This is a genomic window from Paenibacillus sp. FSL P4-0127, from assembly GCF_038007325.1.
Taxonomy (GTDB): Bacteria; Bacillota; Bacilli; order Paenibacillales; family Paenibacillaceae; genus Fontibacillus; species Fontibacillus macerans.
In genome coordinates this window covers 903,826-929,714 of sequence record NZ_JBBOWY010000002.1, presented here as the reverse complement: position 1 = coordinate 929,714, position 25,889 = coordinate 903,826, and the positions used below count along the sequence as shown (strand labels likewise).

General features: G+C 56.5%; 17 protein-coding genes and 1 riboswitch. Of the genes, 3 read left to right on the top strand and 14 right to left on the bottom strand.

The genetic code is table 11. The annotated features are described in order from the left end of the window. Positions 1-507: 507 nt before the first annotated feature. Positions 508-1,272, bottom strand: coding sequence for an SDR family NAD(P)-dependent oxidoreductase (locus NYE74_RS30505; RefSeq protein WP_036625440.1), 765 nt, complete (start codon positions 1,270-1,272; stop codon positions 508-510). Between the two features lie 39 nt (positions 1,273-1,311). Continuing rightward, positions 1,312-1,659 carry an ArsR/SmtB family transcription factor gene (locus NYE74_RS30500; protein ID WP_270620201.1) on the bottom strand — a complete coding sequence of 116 codons (348 nt, stop codon included), beginning with the start codon at positions 1,657-1,659 and terminating at the stop codon, positions 1,312-1,314. A 171-nt stretch (positions 1,660-1,830) separates the two neighbouring features. Here NYE74_RS30500 and NYE74_RS30495 point away from each other — a divergent pair, with 171 nt between their 5' ends. Beyond that, positions 1,831-3,228 carry an MFS transporter gene (locus NYE74_RS30495; protein WP_036625443.1) on the top strand — a complete coding sequence of 466 codons (1,398 nt, stop codon included), beginning with the start codon at positions 1,831-1,833 and terminating at the stop codon, positions 3,226-3,228. A gap of 141 nt (positions 3,229-3,369) precedes the next feature. Here the strand turns inward: NYE74_RS30495 and NYE74_RS30490 are convergent, their stop codons facing one another. The 4 genes from NYE74_RS30490 to NYE74_RS30475 form a co-directional block, all read right to left on the bottom strand. Continuing rightward, complete coding sequence (locus NYE74_RS30490) at positions 3,370-5,892, bottom strand: ABC transporter permease (RefSeq protein ID WP_341005481.1); 2,523 nt, start codon at positions 5,890-5,892, stop codon at positions 3,370-3,372. Further along, a complete protein-coding gene (locus NYE74_RS30485; RefSeq protein WP_316561501.1) occupies positions 5,889-6,593 on the bottom strand; it encodes an ABC transporter ATP-binding protein in 705 nt (234 codons plus the stop codon). The genes NYE74_RS30490 and NYE74_RS30485 overlap by 4 nt, the downstream gene beginning before the upstream one ends. Before the next feature lie 109 nt (positions 6,594-6,702). Further along, positions 6,703-7,797 (bottom strand): sensor histidine kinase, encoded by a 1,095-nt coding sequence (locus tag NYE74_RS30480; RefSeq protein WP_316561500.1) that lies wholly within the window; start codon positions 7,795-7,797, stop codon positions 6,703-6,705. After that, complete coding sequence (locus NYE74_RS30475; protein WP_213510087.1) at positions 7,794-8,483, bottom strand: response regulator transcription factor; 690 nt, start codon at positions 8,481-8,483, stop codon at positions 7,794-7,796. The genes NYE74_RS30480 and NYE74_RS30475 overlap by 4 nt, the downstream gene beginning before the upstream one ends. 450 nt (positions 8,484-8,933) lie before the next feature. Between NYE74_RS30475 and NYE74_RS30470 the strand changes: the two genes are divergently transcribed. Next, positions 8,934-9,848: a transposase gene (locus NYE74_RS30470; protein ID WP_051985670.1), complete on the top strand. Its 915-nt coding sequence runs from the start codon at positions 8,934-8,936 to the stop codon at positions 9,846-9,848. Between the two features lie 788 nt (positions 9,849-10,636). On the opposite strand, the gene NYE74_RS30465 is transcribed toward NYE74_RS30470, so the two are convergent. The 5 genes from NYE74_RS30465 to sdaAB form a co-directional block, all read right to left on the bottom strand. After that, complete coding sequence (locus NYE74_RS30465) at positions 10,637-11,899, bottom strand: ABC transporter permease (protein WP_124331818.1); 1,263 nt, start codon at positions 11,897-11,899, stop codon at positions 10,637-10,639. After that, positions 11,896-13,266, bottom strand: coding sequence for an HlyD family secretion protein (locus tag NYE74_RS30460; RefSeq protein WP_316560592.1), 1,371 nt, complete (start codon positions 13,264-13,266; stop codon positions 11,896-11,898). Before NYE74_RS30460 ends, NYE74_RS30465 begins: the two co-directional genes overlap by 4 nt. Before the next feature lie 44 nt (positions 13,267-13,310). Then, entirely contained in the window at positions 13,311-13,907 is a 597-nt protein-coding gene (locus NYE74_RS30455; RefSeq protein WP_172531702.1) for a TetR/AcrR family transcriptional regulator, read from the bottom strand. 509 nt (positions 13,908-14,416) lie between these two features. Next, positions 14,417-15,298, bottom strand: coding sequence for an L-serine ammonia-lyase, iron-sulfur-dependent, subunit alpha (sdaAA, locus tag NYE74_RS30450; protein WP_213510091.1), 882 nt, complete (start codon positions 15,296-15,298; stop codon positions 14,417-14,419). 34 nt (positions 15,299-15,332) lie between these two features. Further along, complete coding sequence (gene sdaAB / locus NYE74_RS30445) at positions 15,333-15,998, bottom strand: L-serine ammonia-lyase, iron-sulfur-dependent subunit beta (protein ID WP_213510116.1); 666 nt, start codon at positions 15,996-15,998, stop codon at positions 15,333-15,335. 300 nt (positions 15,999-16,298) lie between these two features. Next, positions 16,299-16,404: riboswitch (glycine riboswitch) on the bottom strand. A 610-nt stretch (positions 16,405-17,014) separates the two neighbouring features. Here sdaAB and NYE74_RS30440 point away from each other — a divergent pair. Further along, positions 17,015-22,459, top strand: coding sequence for a S8 family serine peptidase (locus NYE74_RS30440; RefSeq protein WP_316560593.1), 5,445 nt, complete (start codon positions 17,015-17,017; stop codon positions 22,457-22,459). 67 nt (positions 22,460-22,526) lie between these two features. On the opposite strand, the gene NYE74_RS30435 is transcribed toward NYE74_RS30440, so the two are convergent. The 3 genes from NYE74_RS30435 to NYE74_RS30425 form a co-directional block, all read right to left on the bottom strand. Then, positions 22,527-22,919 carry a VOC family protein gene (locus NYE74_RS30435; RefSeq protein ID WP_227872697.1) on the bottom strand — a complete coding sequence of 131 codons (393 nt, stop codon included), beginning with the start codon at positions 22,917-22,919 and terminating at the stop codon, positions 22,527-22,529. 773 nt (positions 22,920-23,692) lie between these two features. Next, on the bottom strand, positions 23,693-24,850 hold the full coding sequence (locus NYE74_RS30430) for an ABC transporter ATP-binding protein (RefSeq protein ID WP_316560594.1): 1,158 nt from the start codon (positions 24,848-24,850) through the stop codon (positions 23,693-23,695). Positions 24,851-24,996: 146 nt separating this feature from the next. Next, a complete protein-coding gene (locus NYE74_RS30425; protein ID WP_036628694.1) occupies positions 24,997-25,788 on the bottom strand; it encodes an ABC transporter permease in 792 nt (263 codons plus the stop codon). Positions 25,789-25,889 lie beyond the last annotated feature (101 nt).

The window sequence follows — 25,889 nt, the reverse complement described above, 5'->3', positions numbered from 1 at the left end:
TACTGTACTAGTTATTTAAAACTACTGTTATATAAGTTATTCACCACCTGATTATAGACTATGTTTTTATCTGTGTCACCATTTTATATTATCTATTACAAGAATGAACTCGAGAAGAATCCGCTCCTCAAGACCTCTAATGGGCGAGCTTAAAACATGGGGGCACGTTAAAGGACTGCCGGAGCGATTAAAGGACTGTCAGTGCAATTAAAGGGTGTAAGGAGGACACGCGGCCTGCGTTTTTGTGGAGTTCATGAAAATAGCGGTAAAAAAGGTCCTTATGTTCCCCAAAAAAGGTGTGCAACGAAAATAGAGGATTTTTTTACCGCTATTTCAGAAAAACGGGGGACAAACATATGCTTTTTCCAAGCTAGTCCCCAAATAACGGCAAAAAATGCCGCTATTTTGCGTAGAAAGGGGAGAACTCACAAAATAACGGCATAAAATACCTCTATTTCCCGGCAGAGGTTTGGTGTGGTGTGGAGATAAAAGCGGGGACGCAGCCGGTCAAATCGCCGGCATCACATTGCCGCCGCTGACCGGAATGTACGCGCCCGTAATAAAGCCGGCCAAATCGGATGCGAGGAACGCCACGGCGTTGGCGATATCCTGGTCCTCGCCCCGCCGCTTCAACGGAACGCCGGCGATGTAAGCCGAATCGTTCCGTTCCTCTAAGTTTCGTTCCCGCTCGCTGATCGTCCAGCCCGGGGCCACCTGGTTGACGGTGATTTGATGCTCGCCGACCTCTTTGGCCAGTACGCGGTATACGCCGTCCATCCCTCTTTTGCCGGCCGTGTAGGCCGATTGATTCGGGAAATTCTGCATCGCGCATTCGGTGTTGATCCCGATAAAACGTCCGTATTTTTTCTCCATCATTGCCGGAATAAACGCTTTGGCGAGAAATACGCTCTGCAGCACACACGATTCGAACTGGCTGACGTAGTCCGATGCAGGCTGCTCCAGCACGGACATCCAGTCGTATTGCACGACGGCGTTGGCGGCGACGATATCCGGATCGCCCAGGTTCTCCCGGATTTCTTTTTTCATATGCACCGTGGACGCTTCCTTCGTGACATCGCCCTGCACAATCATCGCCGATCCGCCCGCCGCCGTTATTTCGTCAAGCAGTTCCTGCGCTTTGGCTTCGTTATTCATGTAATGAATGGCCACCTTGGCCCCGCACCCGGCCAGCGTCCGGGCCATCACCCGTCCCAGTTGCCCCGTTGCTCCAGTGATCAAAGCAATTTTTCCCGTCAGATCGATTTTTAGCATACCCATGTTATCCTTTCGCCCCTTGCGATTTCAGCTAATTTAGCGGTCCGCTTCGGACAGCTCTATGCCAATTCTACCATTTGAGCTTTCGTAAGCCTTCAGTACCGAATCGAGCAGTCCGGGAAAGCGGTACTCCAGATCCTCCTCCCGCAGCGACAGAAAGCGCTGGGTTCCCTGGATGCGCGTAAACACAACCCCCGCCTCGCGCAGCGTGCGGGCATGATGGGACAATGTCGATTTGGCGACCGGCACGTCGAAGCAGTTGCACGGCTGCTCGCCCTTTTTGCGGATTTCGGCCACGACGCTTAACCGTACGGGATCGCTAAGGGCATACAGTACGGAAGACAACTGGATTTCTTCCCGGTCCGGATGATACAGCACTTTCATCGAAAAAACCCCTTTGTGCATATATTGATCTGCCATCGATTAAAAATCGCGTAAAAGAAATTTTATCTTTTTTTCGATTCCCTAATTGCATTTTAAACGATGGCATGCTATATTTCAATCGTTCGATTACAATCGAACAATAAAACAAATAAAGAGTGGGTGAAATGCTGCATGAATGTTGTATCAACCGAAATTCCCGCGCTCCCTTCCTCCGAAACCTCTATAAAGAAGGAAGGGCTGCTGACACTTTTGCTCGGACTCGCCGTCGTCCTGGTCATCATGAATACGGCCATGTTTAACCTGGCGCTGCCCGACGTAACCGAAACGTTTGGCCTCACGGCTTCCGTTTCCTCCTTGATTGTCACCGGCTATTCGATTATGTTTGCCATTTCATCCATTACGTTTAGCCGGCTCGCAGACTTTCTGCCCATCCGGAGGCTGCTGGCGGTCGGGCTGCTGACGCTGGGGCTTGCCGCCGTAGCCGGACTGTTCAGCACCAGCTTCTGGTTTTTGCTCGCCGTACGCGTGATCCAGGCTTCCGGCGCCGGGGCGATCGTGTCGCTGTCGCTGGTGCTGCTCACCCGGTACGTGCCGATTCAGCGCCGCGGCAAAGCGATGGCGCTGATTATGTCGGCCGTTTCGCTGGGACTCGGGCTTGGTCCCGTCGCCGGGGGCGCGATCGTGGAATACTGGGGCTGGAGATACCTGTTTGTCGTAACCGCGCTGACCCTGGTGCTGGTACCGTTTTTTCTCCTCTACATACCGAAGGAGAAAACGGCGCGCGGCACCTTCGATACCCCCGGCGCCGTATTTATCGCCATCGGCACGACCGGGCTGCTGCTGTTTTTGACCCAACACGCCTGGGTCGCTTTGGTCTTCGGCGTACTTGCGCTCGCCTTGTTCGTCTGGCGCGTCCGCAGCGCGCGGGAGCCGTTCGTATCGCCCGCCCTGTTCGGCAACGGCGCTTATCTGACTTTGTCGGCCGTGGGGATCGCCTCGTACTTGTGCAGCTTCGCCACACTGTTTCTGCTGCCGCAAATCCTGGTGCACCATTTTCATCTTAGCGCCAGCCATGCCGGCCTCATCATTTTTCCCGGCTCGATGCTGGCCATGGTCGTCTCGCGCAAGGTCGGCTCCGTTATCGACCAGCACGGCAACGGCGCAATTTTGCGGTTTGTGCCGCTGCTGATGCTAAGCGCCATGATCCTGTTCGCGCTGTTCAGCGGGCAATCCTGGCTCGCCATCCTGTTCATTTATTTGCTCACGAGCCTAGGATTCACCATTATTTCCAGCAGCGTGTCCAACGAGATCTCCCGCATCCTGCCCGCGTCCCAAATCGGTTCGGGCATGGGGCTGTTCCAGCTGCTGCAGTTTTTCAGCGGGGCCTTCAGCATCGCCTTGGCCTCCAGCGCCATCGAGTGGCAGCACGGCCTGCCGCTTACCGCCGCCTATGCCAACATTTTTTGGGGGCTGATGGTCATGGCGCTGCTCGCCCTCGGCTCATCGTTTGTTTATCTCCGCAGCGCTTCCGCGGCGGGGTCAAGAAAACGCGAGTCCCTAGAAGCTTGAGCTCTTTCTCGTGAGTTATGAATAAGGAGCCGCCTCACGGCATCCCTTCCAAATAAATGCACCCCGAAGAGCAAATATCGGAGAAACGCCTATCCCGTTTATCTCGATGAACTCGCAGGGGTGCATTTTATTGGGCCGATTTTATTCCGCTTCCCGCAGCCTTTCCACGATCGTTGCCCTGGACATCCGGCGGTAGGCGGCCAGCGTAACGCTCAAAGCTATCGCGATGAGCAGCGGCACCGCGGCGGCGATCGGCAGCGGGTTCAACCGAAATTCCGCAAATGCGATGTTGTCGGTAACTCCCCTGGCTACCGCATACGTCAATCCTATTCCCGCCGTGCTTACGATCAGGCTCGTCAATAAAACGCTGTAGAGCCCTTCAAACACAAGCATTTTCTTCAGTTGTTTTCGGGTCATGCCGACACTCTCCAAAATGGCGAATTCATTACGGCGGGAAATCATGCCGGTGATCACCGTATTGATATAGTTCAATATGCCGATCAGGGCGATCACAAAGCTCAGACCGTAACCGATCGTTTGGAAGATGCGGATAAAGCCTTGCATCTCCTGTTTGTAATCCCCCCGGGATTTTACGAACAGGCTGGGACTGGACGCCGCGATGGATTTTACCGCCGCCTCCGCTTCACCAAGCTTGGCCGGATCGGCATGCAAGGTCGCGGACAAAATGACCGGGTCCTTCGCCGACTTGACGAACTCGTCCGCCGGCCAGAACACTTTAAAGCCTCCGGTCATGTAAAACTGCGTCCCCGCCGCATACAGCGCATCCGATTTCAATACCGCCATAATCTCATAACTCTTCTTCATGCCGTCCGGCTTAATCCGGTCGCCCGGCCGATAGTAGCTCGTATATTGATCCGGGCCCAGCTCCGCTTCCGTAACGAGAACATAATTCCCGGAATCGAACTTGACGGGGTCAAACGCACCGGCGGCGATCTCGTTTTTGTCGAGCACACCGTACCATCCGCGGTCAATGCCATGAAGCTGCAGCGGGACGGTTCCGTTCTTCAGAAGCATGGCGAACGCGGGCTGCCTGGGGTCTTCCGCCGCCGCCAGCGGTTCCAGCGTCCGCCGGATCGGCTCGCTCATTTTAAGCACATCAGCACTATAGTACACTTTATCCAAGCCAGTGACCCCGTCGATCCCGCTTAGCTCCCGGCAAACCTCTTCCGTAAGCACGGCGGTATCCGGCTGGGGCACGCCACCCAGGCCCCCGGCATCCTCTTTAACGACAAAGTCTCCGGAAATAAAAGTGTTCAAATACTTGTTAACGCTAAACGAAGAGATGACCGTATAAATCACGCTGAACAAAATAATGCTTAACGACAAGGAGGCCAGCATGAGCAACAGCTTCTTTTTGTAGCGGAACAGATTCGCAAACGACATCCTGAACAGCTTGGCTCCATGCAGCGAGCGTTTGGTTTTCCGGCCCGCGCCTCGGCCGCCGATCCCGGAATATTTCACCGCCTCGACCGGCGGAATCCGCGCTGCCGTCCGGCCCGGCTTGCTGGCGGCGATCCGGACCGTCAAATAAGCAAAAATGGCGGCTCCGAGAAAAATCAGCGGGTTGGCCGAATTTACGGTCTCCATTCCATCGGACAAGCGCAGCAACAACGGCAGCAGCCACACGCCGGCTCCGTAGCCCAAAGCCAGCCCGACCGGAAGACCCGCCAAATACAACCGGTTCGCTTGAATGGAAATGACCCTTCTGAGCTGCCGCGGGGTGGTCCCGATCGTTTTCAGGAGCCCGTAAAATTTAATGTCCCGCACGACGGAGATATGAAAAATATTGTAGATCAGCAAATATCCGCTCAGCATAATAATCAAGATCAGGATGACGAGCGGAATCACATTCGTCGGGTCCTCATTCAGAGCTACGCTGGTGTAGGCCCAGTTGACGCCGTAAGGAACATCCAGCCCGGTGTCGGACAGCACCTTTTGCAGCTTCTTCTCGATGTCCCAGGAATTGCCGAACATGACGTCCAGCCGGATCGTATTGACATAACTGCCGCTCAGCCGCGACCGTTCGGGGTCGATCTGTGAAATATTCCGCTGCACAAACGCCTCCGATACAAAAGCCAGCCCCGACATCGACAAGTTGCGGTCCGCCGGATAATACCCCGACAGCACAAACTCTTTGGAGACCGCCTGACCGTCGATATCCAAATCGAGCTTTACCTTGGCGCCCAGTTTATGGGGCACGCCAAGCAAATCGAGCACCCAAGTGCTCATCGCGATTCCGTTCTCCTCCTGCGGCAGACCGCCCTGCGTAAATTGAATAAAGCTGTGCTTGGCCTCATTTTCGTCGATTTGGTCGATTTCCAGCGCGGTGCCGCGCAACGCATCGCCCGTCGCGAACCCGACCAGCACGGATTTGCCGTACTCCTTAATCGCCGGGTGCTGCAGGAGCCGGTCCGCCTCCTCCGGCTTCAAATATTTGAAGCTGCCGTGAAAATCGCCGCCGGACGTTTTCATTTTCGTCAGCTGCATCGATTCGTTGATGCTGAAGGCCATCGTAAACACGGAGGTGAGCAGCAGCGTCGTGAGCACGATGGCGCTGATGATGATCAGATTGCGCGGCCGGTTGGCCTTCAGGCTTCGCCCGGCGATGCGGGCGACCGCTTTACGATTGTTCGCCGCCATCATCTCGAACCCGCCTCCTGCCCTTCGGCGCGGCCGGAACGGCCGGCGATGAGGCCATCTTCGATCCGCACGATCCTATCGGCGGTGAGCGCGATCTCTTCATTATGGGTAATCATCACAATCGTCTGATTAAACCGCTCGCTCATCTGCTTCAGCAGGATCATCACTTCTTGGCTTGTTTTGCTGTCCAGGTTTCCGGTCGGCTCGTCCGCGAGTATGATCGCAGGCTTGCTCGCCAGCGCCCTGGCAATCGCCACCCGCTGCTGCTGCCCGCCGGACAAATTCGCCGGCAGATTGTGCACCTTACCGCCAAGCCCAAGCGCTTCGATGACCTGGTCCACATATTCCTTGTCCACGCGGGCTCCATCCAGTTCGATCGGCAGCACGATATTTTCGTAAGCATTCAGGATCGGGATCAGATTGTAGCTCTGAAACACGAAGCCAACCGACCGCCGCCGGAAGATTGTCAGCTTCTCGTCATCCATCGCAAAAATATCGTTTCCGTCAACGTAAACCTTTCCCTCCGTCGCCCGATCCAGCCCGCCCAGCATATGAAGCAGCGTGCTTTTGCCGCTGCCGCTCGTGCCGACGATCGCGACAAATTCGCCTTTTTCCACGCTCAGGTCGATTCCGTCCAGCGCCTTTACGGCGGTGCTTCCTTGACCGTAATATTTCTTAAGCCCCTCGATTTGCAGAATCGGCATGTCCTTTTCCTCCCCCCAATAAAAAAACCTGTACGCACGTACAGGATTAAATGTAGCAGATCAATCTGACTCCCGGGTGTCTGAAAAATAACAATATCGACAGAATTCCCTAAATCGCGGGCAAAAAAACAGAGAACACCGCTCCCTGGCGGAGCTTGGACGACACCTTAACGTACCCGCCCTGGGCGGTAACGATCTCCCTGGCCAGATACAGGCCGATCCCGACGCCTTCGTGCCCCGCCGCTTGCTTGCTGCGGTAAAAGCGTTTAAAAATATCGTTCCATTCGCTCTCCGCGATGCCGATACCCCGGTCGGCGACATCGATGCGGGTGAACATTTCGCCCGCCTGAACCGAAATACGCACGCTGCTTCCGGGCTCGCTGTATTTGACCGCATTCTCCAGCAGGTTGAAGAGCGCCTCCGCGGTCCATTTCGGATCGTGCTTCGCCGCGGCCGCCGGATCGCAGTCAATCGCGATCCGTGTGCCTTTGCGCTCCGCCGCCGCATACACATGCGATACGGCTTGCGTAATCGTGGGGATCACCGGAGACACGGCGGTCTGCAGCGAGATCATGCCTGCCTCCAGCCGGGACATTTTGACCAGCGAGCCGATCAGCCAGTCCAGCTTCGCCGCTTGGAGCTTGATCTGAGCCGCATACTGGCGGGCATCCTCTTGCAGATCCGGAACTTCCTCCAGCAGCTCGCTGTACAGCATGATGCTTGAAAGCGGCGTTTTCGTTTGGTGCGAAATGTCGGAGATCAGCGTTTTGATCTTGCTCCGTTCCGTTTCGATTTGCCGCTCGCGCGCCCGGGTCAGCTCGACATAGCGGAACACTTTGTTTTCCAGCGCGGAAAGATTCGTTTCCGCGTAGCCGGTGAGCCGCTGCCGGCCGCCGATCGCCGCGTCCACAATGTCGAAAGCCGCTTGGATCGCGGCCGCCGCTCTGGCCCTCAGGAGCAGGGCGAAGGAAACGGCGGCCAGGAACATCGCCGCGGCAAAGGACACGGGCAGCCAGAGCGGCGGGCCGAACACCTCCCCGGCCAAATACCGGGCCGCAACCGGGTAGCCCAGCACCAGCAGGCCAAACAATGTCCCGTACGCCGCATAGACCGGGGCAAAAGCAAGGGCGTTCCGGCCTCGGGAGCCGGCTTGCGCGCTGGATCGACCTTGGCCGGTTGCTCTGCCAATTCCGCCGCCGCTCATCGCCGCACCCCCGCGTCGGCCCACATGTATCCGAGACCGTATACGGTTTTGATGTACTTCGGCGCGGACGGGTCGTCTTCGATTTTGGCGCGCAATCTTTTAATCGTCACCGTCAGGGCGTTCTCGTCCACAAATTCGGCCTCCCGCAACCACACGGCGTCCATCAGCTGCTCCCGCGTCAAGATTTGCCCCCGGTTGGCCACCAGCGTTTTCAGCAGCTTCTGCTCCGTAATGCTGAGGCCGATGCTTTGCCCCTGCTTGCGGTAATCCATTCTCCCGAAGTCGAACAGAAACGGCGGAATCGCCGCCTTGTCCTCCTGTCCGAAATCGCAGCGGCGCAGCACCGCCATCACCCGGGAGCGCAGCACCATCAGGCTGAACGGCTTGGTGATGTAATCGTCCCCGCCGAGCTCAAAGCCCATGACGATGTCCGACTCCATATCGTTGGCGGTCAAAAAAATAACCGGCACGCGCGACCCCGCCCTTACTTTTTCGCAAAAATCAAGCCCGCTCCCGTCCGGCAAATTCACGTCGAGCACGATCAAATCGACGCCCCCTGCGGCAAGCCGCCGCTCCGCGCCGGCCAAATCATAGGCCTGTTCGATCGAAATCCCGTCCTGGGCCAGCGTTAACGCAATCCCCTTGTTCAAGCTCATATCGTCTTCCACGATCAGAATGGTCGTCATGGTATATGTATGCTCCCCTTCCTTCCGCCGTCATGCTTAGACTGGAATCAATTATACACAATGGTACAATTACAAAGGTGATAGATTGGTTACAGAAAACTAAGCGCAGCGGTCGCGGTGCTAGTGAGCGTGCATCTTTTGCACAGTAGCCGTTTCGAACAGTGTCACAAATCGACACCAGGTGAGGGGCTATCTAAAGGGTTCGTGTCTTGGTGTCCCTGCCTGCTGCTGCCTTTGCACGATTATCCCCTTCGTTCAGGAGCAGGGAGCAGGGAGCAGGGGGGGCTAGAGCAGGGTTCCAAAAAAGAGAGAAGAACAAAACAAAAAAGATGAAGAAAAAATGAGGCGGTTCAGGTGAGATTTTTGGCTTGATAAGAGAACGTACGTTTGCTATAATGAAATAAATGGAACCTATGTTCGTATATTCTTGATTCGGGGGGACGAGCGGATATGGAAGTCAATACGGGAACGGAACTTCAGCTATTCAGCAGCCGTTTTAACAGCGAGCAGGACTGCATGGAAGCGCTGATCGCGATGAAGTGGCCCAGCGGCTTCGTCTGCCCGCGCTGCGCTCACACCCGGTGCAGCCGTCTGACTTCCCGGCATATCCCTTTGTTCGAGTGCGGAAAGTGCAAGCATCAAACATCGCCTTTGGTCGGCACGATTTTTGAAGGAACGCATCTGCCCCTGGTGAAGTGGTTCCAGGCGCTGGAGTTGTTCCTGCTTGAGGGCGGCATCTCGGCGCTGCGGCTGCGCCAGGTGATCCGGGTCACCTACAAGACCGCCTGGTCAATGCTGCACAAAATACGTCATTCCGTAGGGGAGTTCGATGCCCGGGAGCTGCTCTCTGGAGACGTGAAGGTAAACAGCGATCAGTATGGGCGTAATCCGTCCCAGTGTCAGCTTTCGCATCCGTACGCCTCGGCGGTCGTGGCCGGCTGCACGGTCACGGAGTCGGGCGAGCCGGAGCAGGTCAAAATCCGCCTGGTGCCAAATAAGCGGGGAGGCGAAAAGAGGGCAAACCGTCACGATCTAACCGCGTTTATTAGCGGGCATGTGGATGTCTGTACATCGGTGGTACAATTGTTCCCTCAGGCCTTTCGGCTGTGTGCGCCTTTGCGGAGAGTGGTGAGAGAGGCGTGGGAATCGCTGAAGAGTACGTATGGAGCCTTGGGACTGAAGCATCTGCAGGCGTACCTGAACGAATACACCGGACGCCGCCGACTGCGCCTGCCCGGAGGACTGCACGGAGCGGAAGAAACGATGCGGCAGAAGTTGCTGCAGATGTGTGTGGCGATTCCGGCGATCCCTTACCGTAAGCTGATCGCGCGCCAACCGAACCAGCCCCTTGCGGCTGAGGCCTGATCGGGACGCTGGAACGGAAGGGTTAGCTTAATGCGGATCAATTTGATTGATGTGGGTTAGCATGAAGAGTGCGAGCGTTGCTCCAGATGGAAGGGTTCAGGCTACAGCAAAATCACGGTCTTTTCGTTTCCCGCGCGTCTTGTCCTTAACCCCTGTCTTGATCTCCCATCCGGTCTGTTTCACCTCCCCTAAACCTGGTTCCTTTTCCTAAGCCCGTCTAAATTATCTCAAACCTATCTGCTTCTCCACCAAATAATTTCTTCTCCCGAGCTTGCCTGTTTCTCTGCTACCTGATCAAAGGGGATAATCGTGCAAAGCGCCCGGGACAGTAAGTGTTGATCTGCCTCCCACCCCAAGAAAAGAATACTTTAATTCGTTTGGCAGTTGATTTAGGTCGGGCTGATGGCCTATAACAATGAAACACCACTTCTGTCTGATCGTAGAAGCTCGTCACTCTCGCTTTACCAAACGTTTCGCCCAACTCCCAAATCGCCTCTCCCCCAAAATAGACACAAAAAGTTCCGCTAATTTGGCGATACCGGTTGAAACGCGCAAAATAGCGGAACTTTTAGAACTAGACTAGAATTGTACTGTTAGGTTAGCGGCCACGGTCACTCCCGGCACCACGAGCGATGTTCGACAAGCAGTTGCTCGACCTGCATTTCGGTGATCGCGTGCTGACGTCGAGGAAATCCTTGCCGTCATGGCCGGCCGTATTTGTATCGATTTCCTCCCATCTCGACTGCTCCATACATATTCCTTTTGGAAAAATTAGTGCATCGTACATCCTACATTGGCGTTGTCGTCGTTTGGGCCGCCATTACCGGGGGCTGCGAGGATTCCGCGAACGCCGGAGCCGGCGGCGCCAGCACCTGGTCCGCATCGTGATCCGCAGTATGTCTGAACGATACAAATCGGGAATAAAGCAGCGATGCCAGCAATGTGATCAAACCGATCAAACCGGTCGCTATGCAATCCTTCAAAACTTGGGCGGTCGTCAGCCCCTTCAGCATCACCGCGCGCACCGCCTCGAGAAAATAGGTCAGCGGCAGGCCGTGGGCGATCACCTGCAGAAATTTGGGCATCGCCTCCATCGGCCAGGAATGTCCCGACAGCGAAAAAGAAGGAAGCGCGACCAGCATGGAAATTTGCAACGCCGTGATTTTGTTGGGAGCAATCAGGCTGAGCAAATAACCGACGGACGCCACGGCAAAAGAGAAGACTACGGCGATCAGCAAAATCGACCACGCCGACCCGCGGAACGACAGCTCATACACGGAGGTGAGAATCGCCATGACGACGAAGACGTTCAAAATACCGATAAGCCAATACGGAAACATTTTGACGAACATGATTTTCCACGGGCTTCTCTTCCACACGGCGAAGCGGCTCCAGGTCCGCTCTTCCTTTTCCCGGGCGACCGCCATCCCGACGGCCATAAACATGACCTGCTGCAGCGTCGTTCCAGCCATCCCGGTGACGAGGAAATCCACGTAATCATAGGTCGGGTTATAAAGTGTACGCGAGGTAAACGGGATGATCGATAAGGTCGCGCTCACCTGTTCATCCTTCATTCCTTGCTGCTGCAGCCTTTTGGTCGTCGTTCCGTAGCTGTACGTCGTGACCACTTCGTTGGCGCCCTTGACGACGGCGTTCGTGATCATCAGGTTGGTGCCGTCCACCGCGGCGACGATCGGCGTCGGCGTTCCCCGCTTCAGCTTGGCTTCCAGATCGGCCGGGATGATCACCCCGGCTCTGGCTTCGCCGTTATCGATCGCTTGCCGTAGTTCCCGGCTCGAATGGACTTCCCCGACGACTTTGATCGACTGATGCGCATCCAGCGCCTGGATGATTTGTTGGCTTAACTGGCTCTGATCTTCATCGTAAATGAGCGTGGGAATTTCCAAAACCGCCCGATGACTGTAAAGGGAGGCGAAAAAAAACGTATAAAAAATCGGCCCGATCAGCAGGATGACGAAGATCACCCGGTCCTTGAAAATATTTTTCCACTCTTCCGCCAGCATAGAGCCTATCGTAAGCCTATCGTTCACTGGGCTTCACCCGCTTTGTCCGCTTTGTCCGCTTTGTCCGCTTTGCCCGGCGATTCCTCAGTTCCCGCCTGCCCCCCGGAGGTTCCGCCGTCCTTGCCGTACCATTCCACGGTCATCCCGGTCGCGGCGGTGTCCGGCAAATCGATGAACTGAACTTTAATGCCGAAGGAGCGGATGTCCAGGTCCCCGGTATTCTGCGTCGCTTTTTGCGAAGCGAACGTCGCCGCCTGCGCTATCGTAACGACCTTGGCCTTCTGCATGCTGCCGTCGGCAACGAGTTTCACGTTTACGATATCGCCTTTTTTCAGGCCGGCCATCTCGGTTTCGGGCAAATAAAATTTCGCCGTCTTGACCGCTTCGGTCTGCTGAATCGTAAATACGGGGAACCCGGAACCTACGATTTCGCCGAGCTCCGCCGATTGGGACACGATTACCCCGTCTACGGGAGCGATCAGCTTGGTGTAGCCCAGATAGGTTTGGGCCTCCTTCAGCGCTGCGGCGGCTTGCTTCTTGCCGGACTCGGCCGTCCGCCGGGCCGCCTCGGCCTGCTCGATCATCGCCACGGCCGCGTCCACATCCTGGCGCTTGATTTCAATTTGCGCCTTGTTGGCCTCGGCCAGCGCCAAAGCCGCTTTCGCCTGCTCAAGCTGGGCTTCGGCAGCATCGATCTCCTCCTGCCGGGCGCCTTCTTTCGCCATGTTGTATTGCTCGACCGCGGCGTTGTAAGACGCTTCTGCCTGCGTATAGGACAAGTTCACTTTGTCAAAATCGGCTTGGCTGACTATCCCTTCGGCAAACAAGCCTGTGGTCCGCTGCAAATTGTCCTTGGCGATGTCGTAAGCTTTTTTGGCCGCTTCCATTTGGACTTTCGCCTGCTTCAGCTCCTGCGGGCGCGCTCCCGCTTTGAGCCCATTAACCTTGGCCTGGGCCGCCTGAACCACCGCCTGCGCCTGCGCGATCTGTTTGTCGATCGTTTCCGCCGTCAGGAAAACGGCACTTTCACCCTCCGCTTTTTTCGATTTCGCCGCATTTACGGAAGCTGCCGCTTGCCCGATCTGGCCTTCGGTCACGGCCACCGCCGCCTGGGCCTGGGATACCTTGGCTTTGACCTCATCGCTTTCGATCTGGGCCAGGATATCCCCCTTTTTCACCTCATCGCCTTCCTCCGCCAACAGCTCGACGATCCGTCCCCCGACTTTAAAGCTCGCGCTCGATTGATCAGCCTCGATAAACGCCGTCGGGCGATTCTCTTTTTCGCTGCCTGAGGTAATCTGGTTCGAGTTCAGGATCCAGATTCCGCCCGCAATGAGCAGAACGATCGCAACATAAATCAACAACCTGGGTATCAGTGCTCTTAGCTTTTCCATCTTCCTCTACTCCTCCAAATATCATCTCACTTAAGTTTGAACTGTTAATGGTTCATGCGCGGCCGCTCGGCCGACAGGCCTCCCGCCAGAAAAATCCGCATGGATTCCTTGATTCGCTCCTTCTCCAGCGGCTCGTGGTTTTTGTTCCAATCCAACGTTAACGCTATGTACAGCTTCAGCATGACGAAAGAGATCACTTTCGGATCAAAAGCATGAATTTCACCGCGCTGTCCAGCCAGCGTAATTTGCCGCTCCAAATAATCCAGAATGGCGCTTTCGATTTTTTCCAAACCTTCCCGCGCCTGCTGGGTGCCGAAATTACGCACCTCCTGAAACAATTTGGCCAGCAGCTCATGCTCGCTTCTGAACTCCAGCAAGGCATCCATGCTTTGAAAGAGATTCTCGAAAAAAGGCTTATTCTCATCCACCTTTTGCGCCGTGAGCCGCTTCATCTCCGCAATGATGGAACGGAGAATTTCATCGAACAGCTCTTCTTTGTTGGAGAAAAATGTATATATAGTCCCCTTGGCTACATTGGCGATTTTGGCCACTTGATCCATCGTCGTCGCCTTATAGCCGAACAGCGAAAAACATTTCACGGCGGCTTCAATCACCATTTCCCGACGGTTGATTTGAGCCAATCCCCATAGCGCCTCCTTTCGCGAAAATGACTGATTGACCAAAATAAGAATATAGTCAATTGGTCGATTTTTACTTTACTCCTTCCACAGACGAATGGCAAGGTATTTTTTGCAAAAAACCTTTAAAAAATTTTCCCGTTCCGTGTTGCGCGATTTTTTTATTACTCGTTTTCGCTTTTTATTGATTAATATTTGGTGATTTTATCGTGTTACTACTTTTTTGCGAGAGATAGGGAATATTCTTAATGTGCCGCTATTTTGAAGGCTTGAAGATCAATTGTTGGCTGTAGCCGGCTGTTAGCGCCGACTCTGCCGGTGAACATCACGCTGCCGGACAATAAAGAGACTGAATAACGTTATTCAACTTGACAAAAACCAGGCCCCTGGCGGCGCCTGGTTTTTGTCATACGTTTAGCTGCGAAAGCGCCTCAAAGGCTAGTCTTCCCGTAACGAACATCTCAACCAAAAAAGTCCCGGCCCTATCGTACAAAGGGCGGGACTCTGCTTGCTTATTTTTTCCGGTTTCGCAGCTCTTTCATGATTTTGCGGCCGGTCGGCGTTTGGGCCAGGCCGCCCTGGGCCGTTTCCCGATGCCGGCTGGGCATCGCGGAGCCGACCTCCAGCATGACGTCGATGACTTCGTCGGACGGAATCGCGCTGCGCACGCCGGCAAGCGCCATATCCGCGGCCGCCAGCGCATTGACCGCCCCGAAGCCGTTGCGGACGATGCAGGGGATTTCAACCAGACCGCCGACCGGATCGCAGATCAGGCCCAGCGTATTTTTCAGCGCCAGACCGACGGCGTGCACCGCCTGCTCCGGCGTTCCCCCGCGCAGCTCGACCATCGCGCCCGCCGCCATGCCGATCGCCGAGCCGATTTCCGCTTGGCATCCGCCTTCCGCGCCGGAGATAAACGAGTTGTTGGCGATGACGTACCCGATCGCCCCGGCGCAGAACAAACCTCGCACCAGATGCTCATCCTCCCAGCCAAAACGTTCCTGCGCGCTGACGAACACCCCCGGGATGATACCGCAGGAGCCGGCCGTCGGAGTGGCCACGATCCGCCCCATCGAGGCGTTGACCTCGGAGACCGCCAAAGCGTAAGCCATGGCCTGACAGGCGATGTCCCCCGCGGCGGGCTCCCCGCTGCCGCGGTATTCGTTCACCCTTTTGGCATCGCCGCCCGTCAGCCCGCTCGTCGAGGTAATTTCCTCCGTCAATCCTCGGCGTACCGCTTCCTTCATAATTTGATAATACTCGGCCATCGCCGCCATGATTTCCGCTTCGCTCTGGCCGCTTTCCGCCGCCTGATCCTGCAGCATCACCTGCGAAATCGTCAGGGCCTCCTTATCGCACAAAGCGACGAGCTCCCGCAAATTCCGAAAACGCATGTTTATCTACCCCTTCACTTTGATGTCAAACGCTTTACGTTAAATCGATGTAAGCCGTCCGGCTCACGTGCGGAAGCTTTTCGACCGCTTCGATGAGCGCGCCCGGAATCGCCCCATCCGCCTCGACGACGGTCAAGGCTTCTTCGGTCCTGCCCTTCCGGTCGGTTATGATATAGCCGATGTTCACGTCCGCCCGGCTGAACAGCGCCGTGATGCCGGCCAACATGCCCTGGCGGTCGGCATGCTCGATCACAAGCGTCGGCAGCTCGCCCGAACACTTGACCTCAAACCCGTTGATGCCCTGGATCGCAATGTTCCCGCCGCCGATCGACGCGCCCGTCACCTCGACCTTGCGGTTTTCGCCGGCCAGTGCGATTTTTACCGTATTGGGATGGACCCCCGGCTGAACGCCGGTCGTAAAGTCAAGCTTTATCCCCGTTTCTTCCGCGATTTGCAGCGACTCCCGGATGCGCTCGTCATCCGTGCGATAATCCAATATCCCGCCGGCAACGGCCAGATCCGTGCCATGCCCCTGATACGTTTCCGCAAACGATCCGTAGAAGCAGATATGCGCTTCGGCGGGCGCCTCTCCCAACAGCTGCCGCGCAAAACGCCCGATCCGTACCGCCCCCGCGGTATGGGAACTGGACGGTCCAATCATCGCCGGACCAATAATCGAAAATACATTTTTAAACCGCATGGTCATCTTCCCCGTTCCCCAATATCTTTGTTTTCACCATTTCGCAAAAATCTTACTTTCAGCTTTCCCTATTAGTGCGTGTTCAAAAAGGTCGGTTTTCAGCACCGAAGCGAAGGCTTGGGCCAGGCTGAATTCAAGATTCGATGCCTATGTAGGAAAAATACCCGATGCCCTCCAAGCGCCAAAAAGGACAGAAAAAAGGCTTGCAGCCTTTTCTCTGTCCCCGTTACCTGAGAGTTTGATGCTTCCGTTGGCCGGAACCACGTACCCCTTGGGTGGCTTTCGCTCTCTCCAGAGTCGCGTCAGGCCATGGTCCTTGTACCTGAGAGATTCAAAGCCGCCCCGCATGGCCGGCTATTTGCTCCTTCGGTGCCGCCTCCAAAGCGGACTCTCCCATGACCCTCATTCGCGCGATATCATTTTGTAATTAATGTAAAACGAAAAGCACCATATGTCAATATAGCTAACATACAAATTCAGCTAGATGCCAAATAATATAGTAAAATATTCCTATTTTTCTATGAGTATATGTATATTTTCATAAAATTCTACTTGTGCATTTTCATTTTCATAGATATACTATTTTCAAAACAAGCCAGTATTTACCTATTTTTATTTTTTATTGAAAATAACCTACTTTTCCTATCGAATTTATAGATCAGCCAACCTCAACCCCATCGGTAGTTCAACGAAGGCTTGAATTTATCGCCGATACCTCACTGTTTTCCGCTTCACGTTTTGGTTATGTCCTAATCGGCTTGCCGTATAAACCGGGCCCGACCGCCAAGCGTTAGCTCCCCGCTGCCCGAAGCGGCTCGCTTTCTCAACTCAACGGCAACTAGTGTTAACTTTTCTCCCATGAAAGGAGGTGATGCTTGGAATTACGATAAATGTCCGTCTTTTTTTCGCAAGTCTCTCAGGTCGTCTCCGGTTTTAACTGACAGCCGGCAATTCTCCGGGCTGCCACAAGAGGATGTTCCGAAGGAACCATTAACCTAGAAGAGGGAGTGAAGAAGTTGATCCGATTCAAAAGATTCCGTAAAAATTTCTCACTCGGTATGTCGATCCTCCTTGTGCTTACTTTTGTTCCTGCGACCTATGCCGAAAACGCCGGCGCTGCGGCCAGCACCAGTTTAAAATCCAGCTCGCCGCAAATTGCCGAAGCCAAGATCGATGACAAGCTCACGACGCAGTTCAAGCAGGACGATTACGTAACTTATCTTGTCAAATTAAAAGAACAGACCGATACGGCCTCCGTTTCCAAGCTGGCCCTGCAAAAAGCCGCAACCCAAAAAGCGACGCCTTCGGCCGCCAAGCTGTCGGCCCGGACCTCCGTCATTAGCGCCCTGCGCGAAACGGCTTCCCGCACCCAATTCAGCTTGGAAAACTATTTGAGGCAGGAGCAAAAGTCCGGAGAGGTTAAAGATTACAAAAGCTACTTTATCGTAAACGCCATGGCGGTGACAAGTACAAAAGAAGTGCTTGACCAAATCGCCCTGTTTCCAGAGGTAGAAAAGATTCTGCCCAACGAAGAACGGTTTCTGGATAAGGTGGAAATCGACAAACAGGAGGCGGCGGCCGGTCAAGAAACATCCGTCAAGGATGCCGCGGCCGATCACGCCGGAGCGGCGGCCGTCAAGCCGAGCAGCGTCGAATGGAACATCGCCCAGGTCAACGCCCCCGAGGTGTGGGCCCAAGGCATCGACGGGACGGGGATCGTCGTCGCCAATCTCGACAGCGGCGTGGAATACACCCACCCGGCTTTACGCGCTAAGTGGCGCGGGTTTGACGCCGCCGGAAACATCGTCAACCCCGAGCTGAACTGGTACGATCCGCACAGCCACGCCACGCTCCCGGCGGACACCGACGGGCACGGCACCCACACGATGGGCACGATGGTCGGATCGGAGCCGGACGGCTCGAACCAAATCGGCGTAGCGCCCGGGGCAAAATGGATCGCGGTGCGCATTTTCAACCCGTCGACCACTGACGCCATTATCCTGGACGGCGGGCAATGGCTGCTCGCTCCAGTGGATGCGCAGGGGAATCTCCATCCCGAACTGGCTCCCGACGTCGTCAACAACTCGTGGGGTGGGGGCTCGGGGGTGGACGAATGGTTCCGCCCGATCGTGCAAGCCTGGCGGGACGCCCAGATCTTCCCCGAATTTTCAGCCGGAAATACGACTCTCACCAATCCGGGCGGTCCCGGTTCCGTCGCCAATCCGGCCAACTATCCGGAGGCATTTGCCACAGGGGCGACGGACATCAACCGCAACCTGGCCGATTTCTCCCTGCTTGGCCCCTCGCCTTACGGCGAGATCAAGCCGGAGGTATCCGCGCCGGGCGTCAACATCCGCTCCTCCGTACCCGGCGGCGGTTATGAAGGCGGCTGGAACGGCACCTCGATGGCCGGCCCGCATACGACCGCGATCGCCGCGCTGCTGCTGCAGGCCAACCATTCGCTGACGGTCGACCAACTGGAAGAAGTCCTCACCGGCACGGCGACGCCGCGCACGGACAGCCAGTTCCCGAACACGCCGAACAACGGATACGGCCATGGCATCGTCAATGCGCTGGACGCTGTCGGTTCCGTGCTCGAAGGGGTCGGAACGGTGTCCGGCCGGGTCGTCACCGCCGGCGACGATTTCGAAGAACCGGTGCTGGAGCATACTCCGCCTTCTTTAATATATGAAGGTTTCGACGTAACGTTAACCGCCCATGCGGCCGATAATGTCGCCGTGACTTCGGTTGAATTTTACGCCCGGGAGGCGGGAACCGAGCATTATTTATACCTGCCTGCGAAGCGCGTGTCGGGAACGAGCCAGGACGGCGTCTATGAAGCCACCGTCCCGTCCTTCCTGGTCGGAACCGCGGGGCTCGAATATTACATCAGGGTCAGCGATTACGGGGGCAACGGCTTTGATACCGCCCCGTATTCCGTGACCGTGTCGGCCGGGATTCAGCCCGGATACGAGCAGGATTTTGAGACCGGTGTGATCGGGTACGCCTCCGGCGGAACGGGAAACACATGGGCCTGGGGAGCGCCGGTCAGCGGCCCGGGCAGCGCCTATTCGGGGGAAAAAGTGTACGCCACGAACCTGAGCGGCACCTATTCCGCGAACGCCAACTCCTACCTGCTGGCGCCTCCGATCGATCTCACCGGAAGCCCGGAAGGGGCGCTGCTTTCTTTTAAACATTGGTACGATCTTGAAAACAACCGGGATTACGGCACGGTGTATATCGCTTCCGAGGAGAGCGATTACGCTTTCGCGCCGGTGGCCGAATTCACGGGAACGAGCGGCGGCTGGAAGACGCAATATATCGACCTTCGCCCCTATGCCGGCCAGCAGGTTTATCTGCAATTCAATTTAACGTCCGACGGTTCGGTGCAAAAAGCCGGCTGGTATCTTGACGACCTGTCGCTGCAAGCTCCGGACGACGTGGCTCCGGCGGCTCCCGGCGGGCTTAGCGGTTCCGTCAATTTCGTCGGCAGCGCGGAGCTTTCCTGGTCCGCCCCGGCCGATGAAGACGTGAAGGAATACACCGTATATCGCTCCGTAACTTCGGGAACGGGCTACGAAGCGATCGCCACGACGGCGGAAACGGCTTATACGGACGCTTCCACCGCGACCGGCGCCACGTATTACTACGCCGTCGCCGCAATCGATTACAGCGGCAACGAAAGCGAAAAATCAAATGAAATCGCCCTGACGATCGAACGTCCGGTCAGCCTGTTCAGCGACGATTTTGACGGCGCCGACGACGGCGGCTGGACCCATAGCGGCACGCAGGACGAATGGGAACGCGGCACACCGTCCGCCCCCGGCCCGAGCAGCGCCGTATCTCCCCCGAACGTGTGGGGCACGGATCTCGACGATACCTACGCGAATGGAGCGGATTACTCGCTCGTGTCTCCGGCCATCGATCTGAGCGGGGTGGACAATGCCACGCTGGCCTTCGACCACTGGTTTGAAATCGAAAGCAACTATGATTTCGGATACGTGGAAGCCAGCTCCGACGGCGGTGCGACCTGGGCCCAGCTGGGCAGATTTTCGCACAGCACGAACGGCAAGCAGTGGAGCCCCGTATACTACAGCCTGGACGAGTATGCCGGCGGAGCGGCGAAAATCCGCTTCCGGCTGAAGACGGATAACAGTGTTGCCAAGGCGGGCTGGTATATCGACAACGTTCAGGTGCTCAGCGTAAATACGCCGGCAACGAAGGCTGCCCAAGACGTGGTTGACGAGATCACCCCGCAAAAATCCAAGGCCGACAAACCCGGTCCCGCCTACAAGCTGATCCGCACCACCAAAAGCGAATATAATGCCGCTGTCGGCAAAGCGCAGGGGAGCGGTGAAGTCGGCGTCAGCAGCCTGCCGGCCAGCGCAACCGTGACGGTGGTGGAAACGGGACGTTCCGTGAAAACGGACCCCGCGACCGGAAAATACAGCCTGACCCATGTGGCCGGCAACTATACGCTCAAGGCGGAAGCCTACGGCTATTATCCACAAACACTGCCGGTCTCGATTGAAGATCAGAAGAACGCGAAGGCTAACTTCAATTTGCAGGCGATCCCGAAAGGGCAAATCGCCGGCACGATTAGCGACGAACGCAGCGGCGAGCCGATCGCGGACGCTACCGTAATCGTGCTTGAGGACGCGGCCATCGCCCCGCTGCGCACCGGTGAGGACGGCGGCTTCTCGCTGGAAGTGCTGGAAGGAACGTACACGCTGTCGGTGTCGGCGCGCGACTATTACAGCGGCACAATCACCATAACCGTGCCGCCGGACGGCAGCGCCGACGGATCGCTCGCGCTCAAGCCGTTCATCGGCTTCCCGGGCGAAATCGGCTACGACGACGGCACGGCGGAAAACGCCTGGTCCTTTAACTCCGCAGGCAACGCCTGGGCGGTGCGGATGACGCCGGAATCCGGCGCTGCGCAAGTGACCGGCGCCTCCATCCGGTTCTGGAACGAGGAATGGCCCGTACCGGGCGGAACGGCGTTCCAGTATGCGGTATTCGACGCCTCCGGACCGGACGGCTCGCCGGGCCGCCAGCTTGCAGGACCGTTTGACGGCACGGCGCTGCGCAACGACCGGTGGACGACGCTGGAATTGCCGGAGCCGGTGACGGTCGAAGGCGACTTCTACATCGTCTATATCCAAACGTTGGCGGGCACCAGCGCGCCGGGCCTCGCGGCAGATGAGAACGGTCCGCACGCCGGCCGCAGTTGGCAGCGGGTCAGCGGCGTCTGGAGCCAGACGAAGGAAGAGGACGGCAACTTTATGATCCGCGCCATTGTCCGCTACCCGGTGAACGCGCCGGTGATTACCTCGCCGGCGGCCGGCTCCTTTACGAACCAGCCGACGATTGCCGTAACGGGAACGTCGCCGGCCAATGAGGCGACGATTAAGCTGTACAACGGCACGGAACCGGCCGGTACGGCGACTGTGGAGAACGGGCGGTTCAGCTTGAATACCGAGCTGCATTCCGGCGCGAACGAACTGAGCGCGGAGGTCGTGGTAAACGGCAAAACGACCGACCGTTCGCTCCCGCGGACGGTGACGCTTGACAGCGACGCACCGCAGCTCGACGTCGTATCGCCGCGGGACGGATTCCGCACCAATTCGGAAGTGCTGAATGTGGCCGGTACCGCCCTAGACGATTATCTGAGCAAGCTGACCGTTAACGGCGCTGAGGTTGCCGCCGGAGACGCGGGCTCCTTCGCCCACCGCATTTTGATAAATGCCGGCGAAAATATCGTTACGGTCACGGCCACCGACCGGGCCGGCAACGAAACGACGGTCACCCGCGCCGTTTATGTCGATCTCGAGCTGCCCGAAATCACGGGCCTCTCCCCGGCCGAAGACGTGCATTTGACCGCCGGCGAACCGCTTACCGTAGCTTTTGACAGCGTTCCGGGACTTGATGCCTCGTTCCGCATCGAGCTGCCGGTGGCGCTGGCGGGAAGCGGCGGCAACGGAATCGCCCTGGAAGAAACCTCCCCGGGGCATTATGAGGGCGTTTATGTCACGCCGGCATCGCTTGTGCTTGACGGCGGAGTGATCGTCGTCAGCGTGCGGGACGAAGCCGGGAACGCCGGCGACTTCCAGGCCCCGGGCCGATTGTTCGTCGCCGCGCCGGGCGGCAACCCGCCGGGTGAAGATCCGGGCGAGGACCCCGGGCAAAATCCCCCGGACGACAATTTGGCTCCCAAAGCCGTGATCAAGGCCGCTAATAGCGCGCAGAAGAGAAAGCAGGTTGAATTCGACGGCAGACGTTCCTCGGACGAGGACGGCCGCATCGTCAGCTACAGCTGGCAGTTCGGCGACGGCGGCAGCGCGTCCGGCGCGAAAGTAAAGCATCGCTTTGACCGCGCCGGAACCTACACCGTGACGCTGACGGTCACCGATAATGACGGAGCTACCGGCACCGCCGTTCACACGATCAAAATCAAATAAGCAGAAAAAACAGGCGGCCTTGGCTCGAGCGATTTAAGCCAAGGCCGCCTTGCATTTTGCTGCATTTCTACATTCCGTTATGCTGGACCAGGTCCAAGCGATTTCCGTAAAGATCCTCGAACACGACCTCGATCCCCCACGGCACTTCCTTTGGCTCACCGAAAAATTTGACCCCGTTTGCCTTCATATGCTCGTAATCGCGATAGCAATCCTCAGTCTGAACGGTCAGAAAAACGTGACCGGCCGCCTGGCTGCCGACCCTATCCGCTTTGTCCGCCGTGTCGGCCTCGACAAAAACGATCGCCGTTCCGGCATCTTGAGCCGGGGCGACGGTCACCCAACGCATCCCGCCTCCGAACGCGTTATCCGTCAGCAGGACGAAACCCGCCTTCTTCGTGTAGAACTCAATCGCTTCATCGTAATTTTTCACCAGCAACGTAACATGCCCTATTTTCTTCACAATTTCACTCCTATCACTTTGTAACTACCACTTCGTAACTATCACTTCGTAACTCATAGCCTGCTTCTTCATTAATTTTTCCTCTGATCGAACATAGTTTATGGGAGATTCGCCGTATCTATCCAACTCCCCAGCCGGAAGATCTATTCTAACGGTTGCCTTAGCGCTTATTTAGCTAAAACCCGGCTATTTGACTCAGATTAGAGCAGATCAACATCCGCTGTCCGGACGCTTTGCACGATTATCCCATTTGATCCGGAAGCAGAGAGGAAGAGAATTTAGGAGAGGAAAATAGGTTTGGGAGCAGCGGACATGTTCGAGATCATTTGTTCGAGATCATTAGTTCGAGATCATTAGTTCCAGATCGTTAGACAGGCTTGTGAGAAGGAGGTTGGAGAAGTGAAGCAGACCTGAAGGGAGGAATAGGGCAAGACACCGGGAAAATGAAAGGACCGAGATTAGCCCTCACCCTCTCCCCCCTGAACAAAAGGAATAATCGTGCAAAGCAGCATGCAGGGATACCAAGACGCTTATTTTGTCAAGCACTGATCTCGGCTTTAGGACTTTAAAAAGATCTTTTTTCGTAAAATAGCAGCTGCAACAACCGTTAGATTCTCAGCAGGTGTAATATCGGCTCGAAAACCTAGCAATTGCGGGAAATCTGAAAAGTATCGGAGCAAACACTAGTGTAATCTGTAGCATGCAACGGATACAGCGGACCTTATTAGCCCTTTTAGCTCGTTTTGCCACTGCCAGCAGCAGCTCAGCGATACCTACGACGCCGAAAAGCTGCGGATAACCTCCTCGAAATCGGGCTCCTCCATGTCGACTTCGTCGATTTCTCCCCAGCCGCCAAGCTCCCGGATGATCTCCATGGTCCCGATCTCGCGCCGGTCGGCTTCGATGACGACCGTGTTCTCCTCTATGCCTGTGACGCGAAACGGCAGGCCGGACGGGGCGAACGTGGCCCGAACGGCCTGCGGACCCGCCGTCGCCCGAACGAATCCGGCCGAGGCAGCGCCATCCGGGGAACCTGCAACATGCCGTACCTCGAACCCTTCCTCCTGGTTCCCGGCAACATGCCGCGCCTTGATCCCTTCCCCCGGGTTCGAGGCAACATGTCGCGCCTCTCTCCATCCCTCCGGCATCCGAAACCCGCCCCGGAACTTTACGCGGATGACCGTCGGCAAGCCGATCATGTCCCGCAGCGCGCGGATCGTCCCGTCATAGGCGAGCTGCCCGTGATTAATCACCATCACGCGGCTGCAGAGCTGCTCGATATCGTCCATGTCGTGCGTGGTAAGCAGGATCGTTTTCCCGAATTCCTTGTTCAAGGTTTGCAAAAACTGGCGGATGTTGCGTTTGGCGTGCACGTCAAGGCCGATCGTCGGTTCATCGAGGAACAGCAAATCCGGATCGTGCAGCATGGCGGCCGCAATGTCCGCCCGCATCCGCTGGCCCAGCGACAGCTTGCGCACCGGCGTCATCCAAAATTCGTGCAGGTCCAGCAGCTCGGCAAACCGGTCCAGGCGCTCCCGTTTTTCCGCCGGGCTTACGCCGTACATTTCCGCTAGGATGTCGTAGGAATCCTTCACGGGCAAATCCCACCACAGCTGGCTGCGTTGTCCGAACACGACACCCAACCTGCGAACGGCCCGCCGCCGGTCGCGATGGGGATTGAGGCCGCCGATCATAACCGTGCCTGAGGTCGGATGCAAAATGCCGGTGAGCATCTTGATCGTCGTCGACTTGCCTGCGCCGTTGGGACCGATATAACCGACAAACTCCCCGCGCTCGATGTTGAAGCTGATGCCCCGGACCGCCTCTTTCAGCCGGTATTCCCGCGAAAACAGCGTACGCAGGCCGGACAGCTTTCCCTCCCGCACGACGGGTGTTTTGAACTCCTTATATAAATGGCTGGCTTCGATCATAAGCCGCTCCTCCTTTTCGTCCTGTATGCCTTCGCTTACCCTTACGCAGCATGCCTTCACTGACTTATACACAGCATGCCTTCACTTACTCGTACGCACTAGCTTCCTTGTACTTACGGCCTTCCGTTCTTACTCTCCCTGTGCGCTTAGCTTCCTGTGCTTTGATATTTCGTGATGCCGAACAGCCAGAACCGCAGGCTTGCGGCTAAGCATACCGCCGCCGCCCCCGCCGTCGCCGCAAGGATCCACGGCCCCCATTCGCCCCGTAAAATATAGAGCGAAGGTACATAATTCACAAAGCCGACCGGGATCACGAACAAAAATAGCGAGGACATCCACTTCGGATACAGGGTGAGCGGGTATCGCGCCGCCGTTTGAGCGGCATCCTCGGTGAAGTTTTGCAGTTCGCTGATGCGGGTCGTCCAGAAACCGAGCGTAGCCGTAGCAAGTCCGATAGAAAACAAAATGACCGCGCCGGTAACGATAATGAATAGCGTAAACGGTACTGCAATCCAGCCGACTTGTCCGCTATGCGTCATCGCGCCGAGCGACCAGCACAGGATGAAACCGCCCTGCAGCAGTTCGCCGGGCATCAGCCGGAAGTTCTGCGGCATTAAAGCGAGCAGCACCGGCATCGGCCGCGTCAATAGCTGGTCGAGCTCTCCGCCGACCAGGTATTTTTCCAGATGGTGCACCTCCTCGGCAAACGTGCGGTACAGCGTCCTGGACAACGTCATCACCGCAAACAAATACCCGATCTCGTAAACCGACCAGCCCTGTATTACGCCGAACTTGTCCAGAACGATCGCGATCATCAGAAATTCGGAAATCTGGATCAACGCGGCCAGCACCGTACCCAGCACAAAATTGAATTTGTACTGCATCCGGCTTTTTATGCTCGTACGGATCAGCAGCCGGTACAGGTTCAGCCAAGACATCGGCTTCGCGCCAGCGGACCGGGTCGGGCCGGCAGTGACCTTCGAGAATCGTCCGCCGCTGCCGCTAATGTCATCGTACATTTCGTGCGTGCCGTCTATGC

Excerpts from the sequence above, each read along its gene's own strand:
- NYE74_RS30470 (WP_051985670.1), top strand. The coding sequence starts at position 8,934 with ATGGAAGTCAATACGGGAACGGAACTTCAGCTATTCAGCAGCCGTTTT.
- NYE74_RS30475 (WP_213510087.1), bottom strand. The coding sequence starts at position 8,483 with ATGACGACCATTCTGATCGTGGAAGACGATATGAGCTTGAACAAGGGG.
- NYE74_RS30480 (WP_316561500.1), bottom strand. The coding sequence starts at position 7,797 with ATGAGCGGCGGCGGAATTGGCAGAGCAACCGGCCAAGGTCGATCCAGC.
- NYE74_RS30500 (WP_270620201.1), bottom strand. The coding sequence starts at position 1,659 with ATGAAAGTGCTGTATCATCCGGACCGGGAAGAAATCCAGTTGTCTTCC.
- sdaAA (WP_213510091.1), bottom strand. The coding sequence starts at position 15,298 with ATGCGTTTTCGGAATTTGCGGGAGCTCGTCGCTTTGTGCGATAAGGAG.
- sdaAB (WP_213510116.1), bottom strand. The coding sequence starts at position 15,998 with ATGCGGTTTAAAAATGTATTTTCGATTATTGGTCCGGCGATGATTGGA.
- NYE74_RS30460 (WP_316560592.1), bottom strand. The coding sequence starts at position 13,266 with ATGGAAAAGCTAAGAGCACTGATACCCAGGTTGTTGATTTATGTTGCG.
- NYE74_RS30485 (WP_316561501.1), bottom strand. The coding sequence starts at position 6,593 with ATGCCGATTCTGCAAATCGAGGGGCTTAAGAAATATTACGGTCAAGGA.
- NYE74_RS30430 (WP_316560594.1), bottom strand. The coding sequence starts at position 24,850 with ATGATCGAAGCCAGCCATTTATATAAGGAGTTCAAAACACCCGTCGTG.
- NYE74_RS30505 (WP_036625440.1), bottom strand. The coding sequence starts at position 1,272 with ATGCTAAAAATCGATCTGACGGGAAAAATTGCTTTGATCACTGGAGCA.
- NYE74_RS30490 (WP_341005481.1), bottom strand. The coding sequence starts at position 5,892 with ATGATGGCGGCGAACAATCGTAAAGCGGTCGCCCGCATCGCCGGGCGA.
- NYE74_RS30495 (WP_036625443.1), top strand. The coding sequence starts at position 1,831 with ATGAATGTTGTATCAACCGAAATTCCCGCGCTCCCTTCCTCCGAAACC.
- NYE74_RS30425 (WP_036628694.1), bottom strand. The coding sequence starts at position 25,788 with ATGTCTTGGCTGAACCTGTACCGGCTGCTGATCCGTACGAGCATAAAA.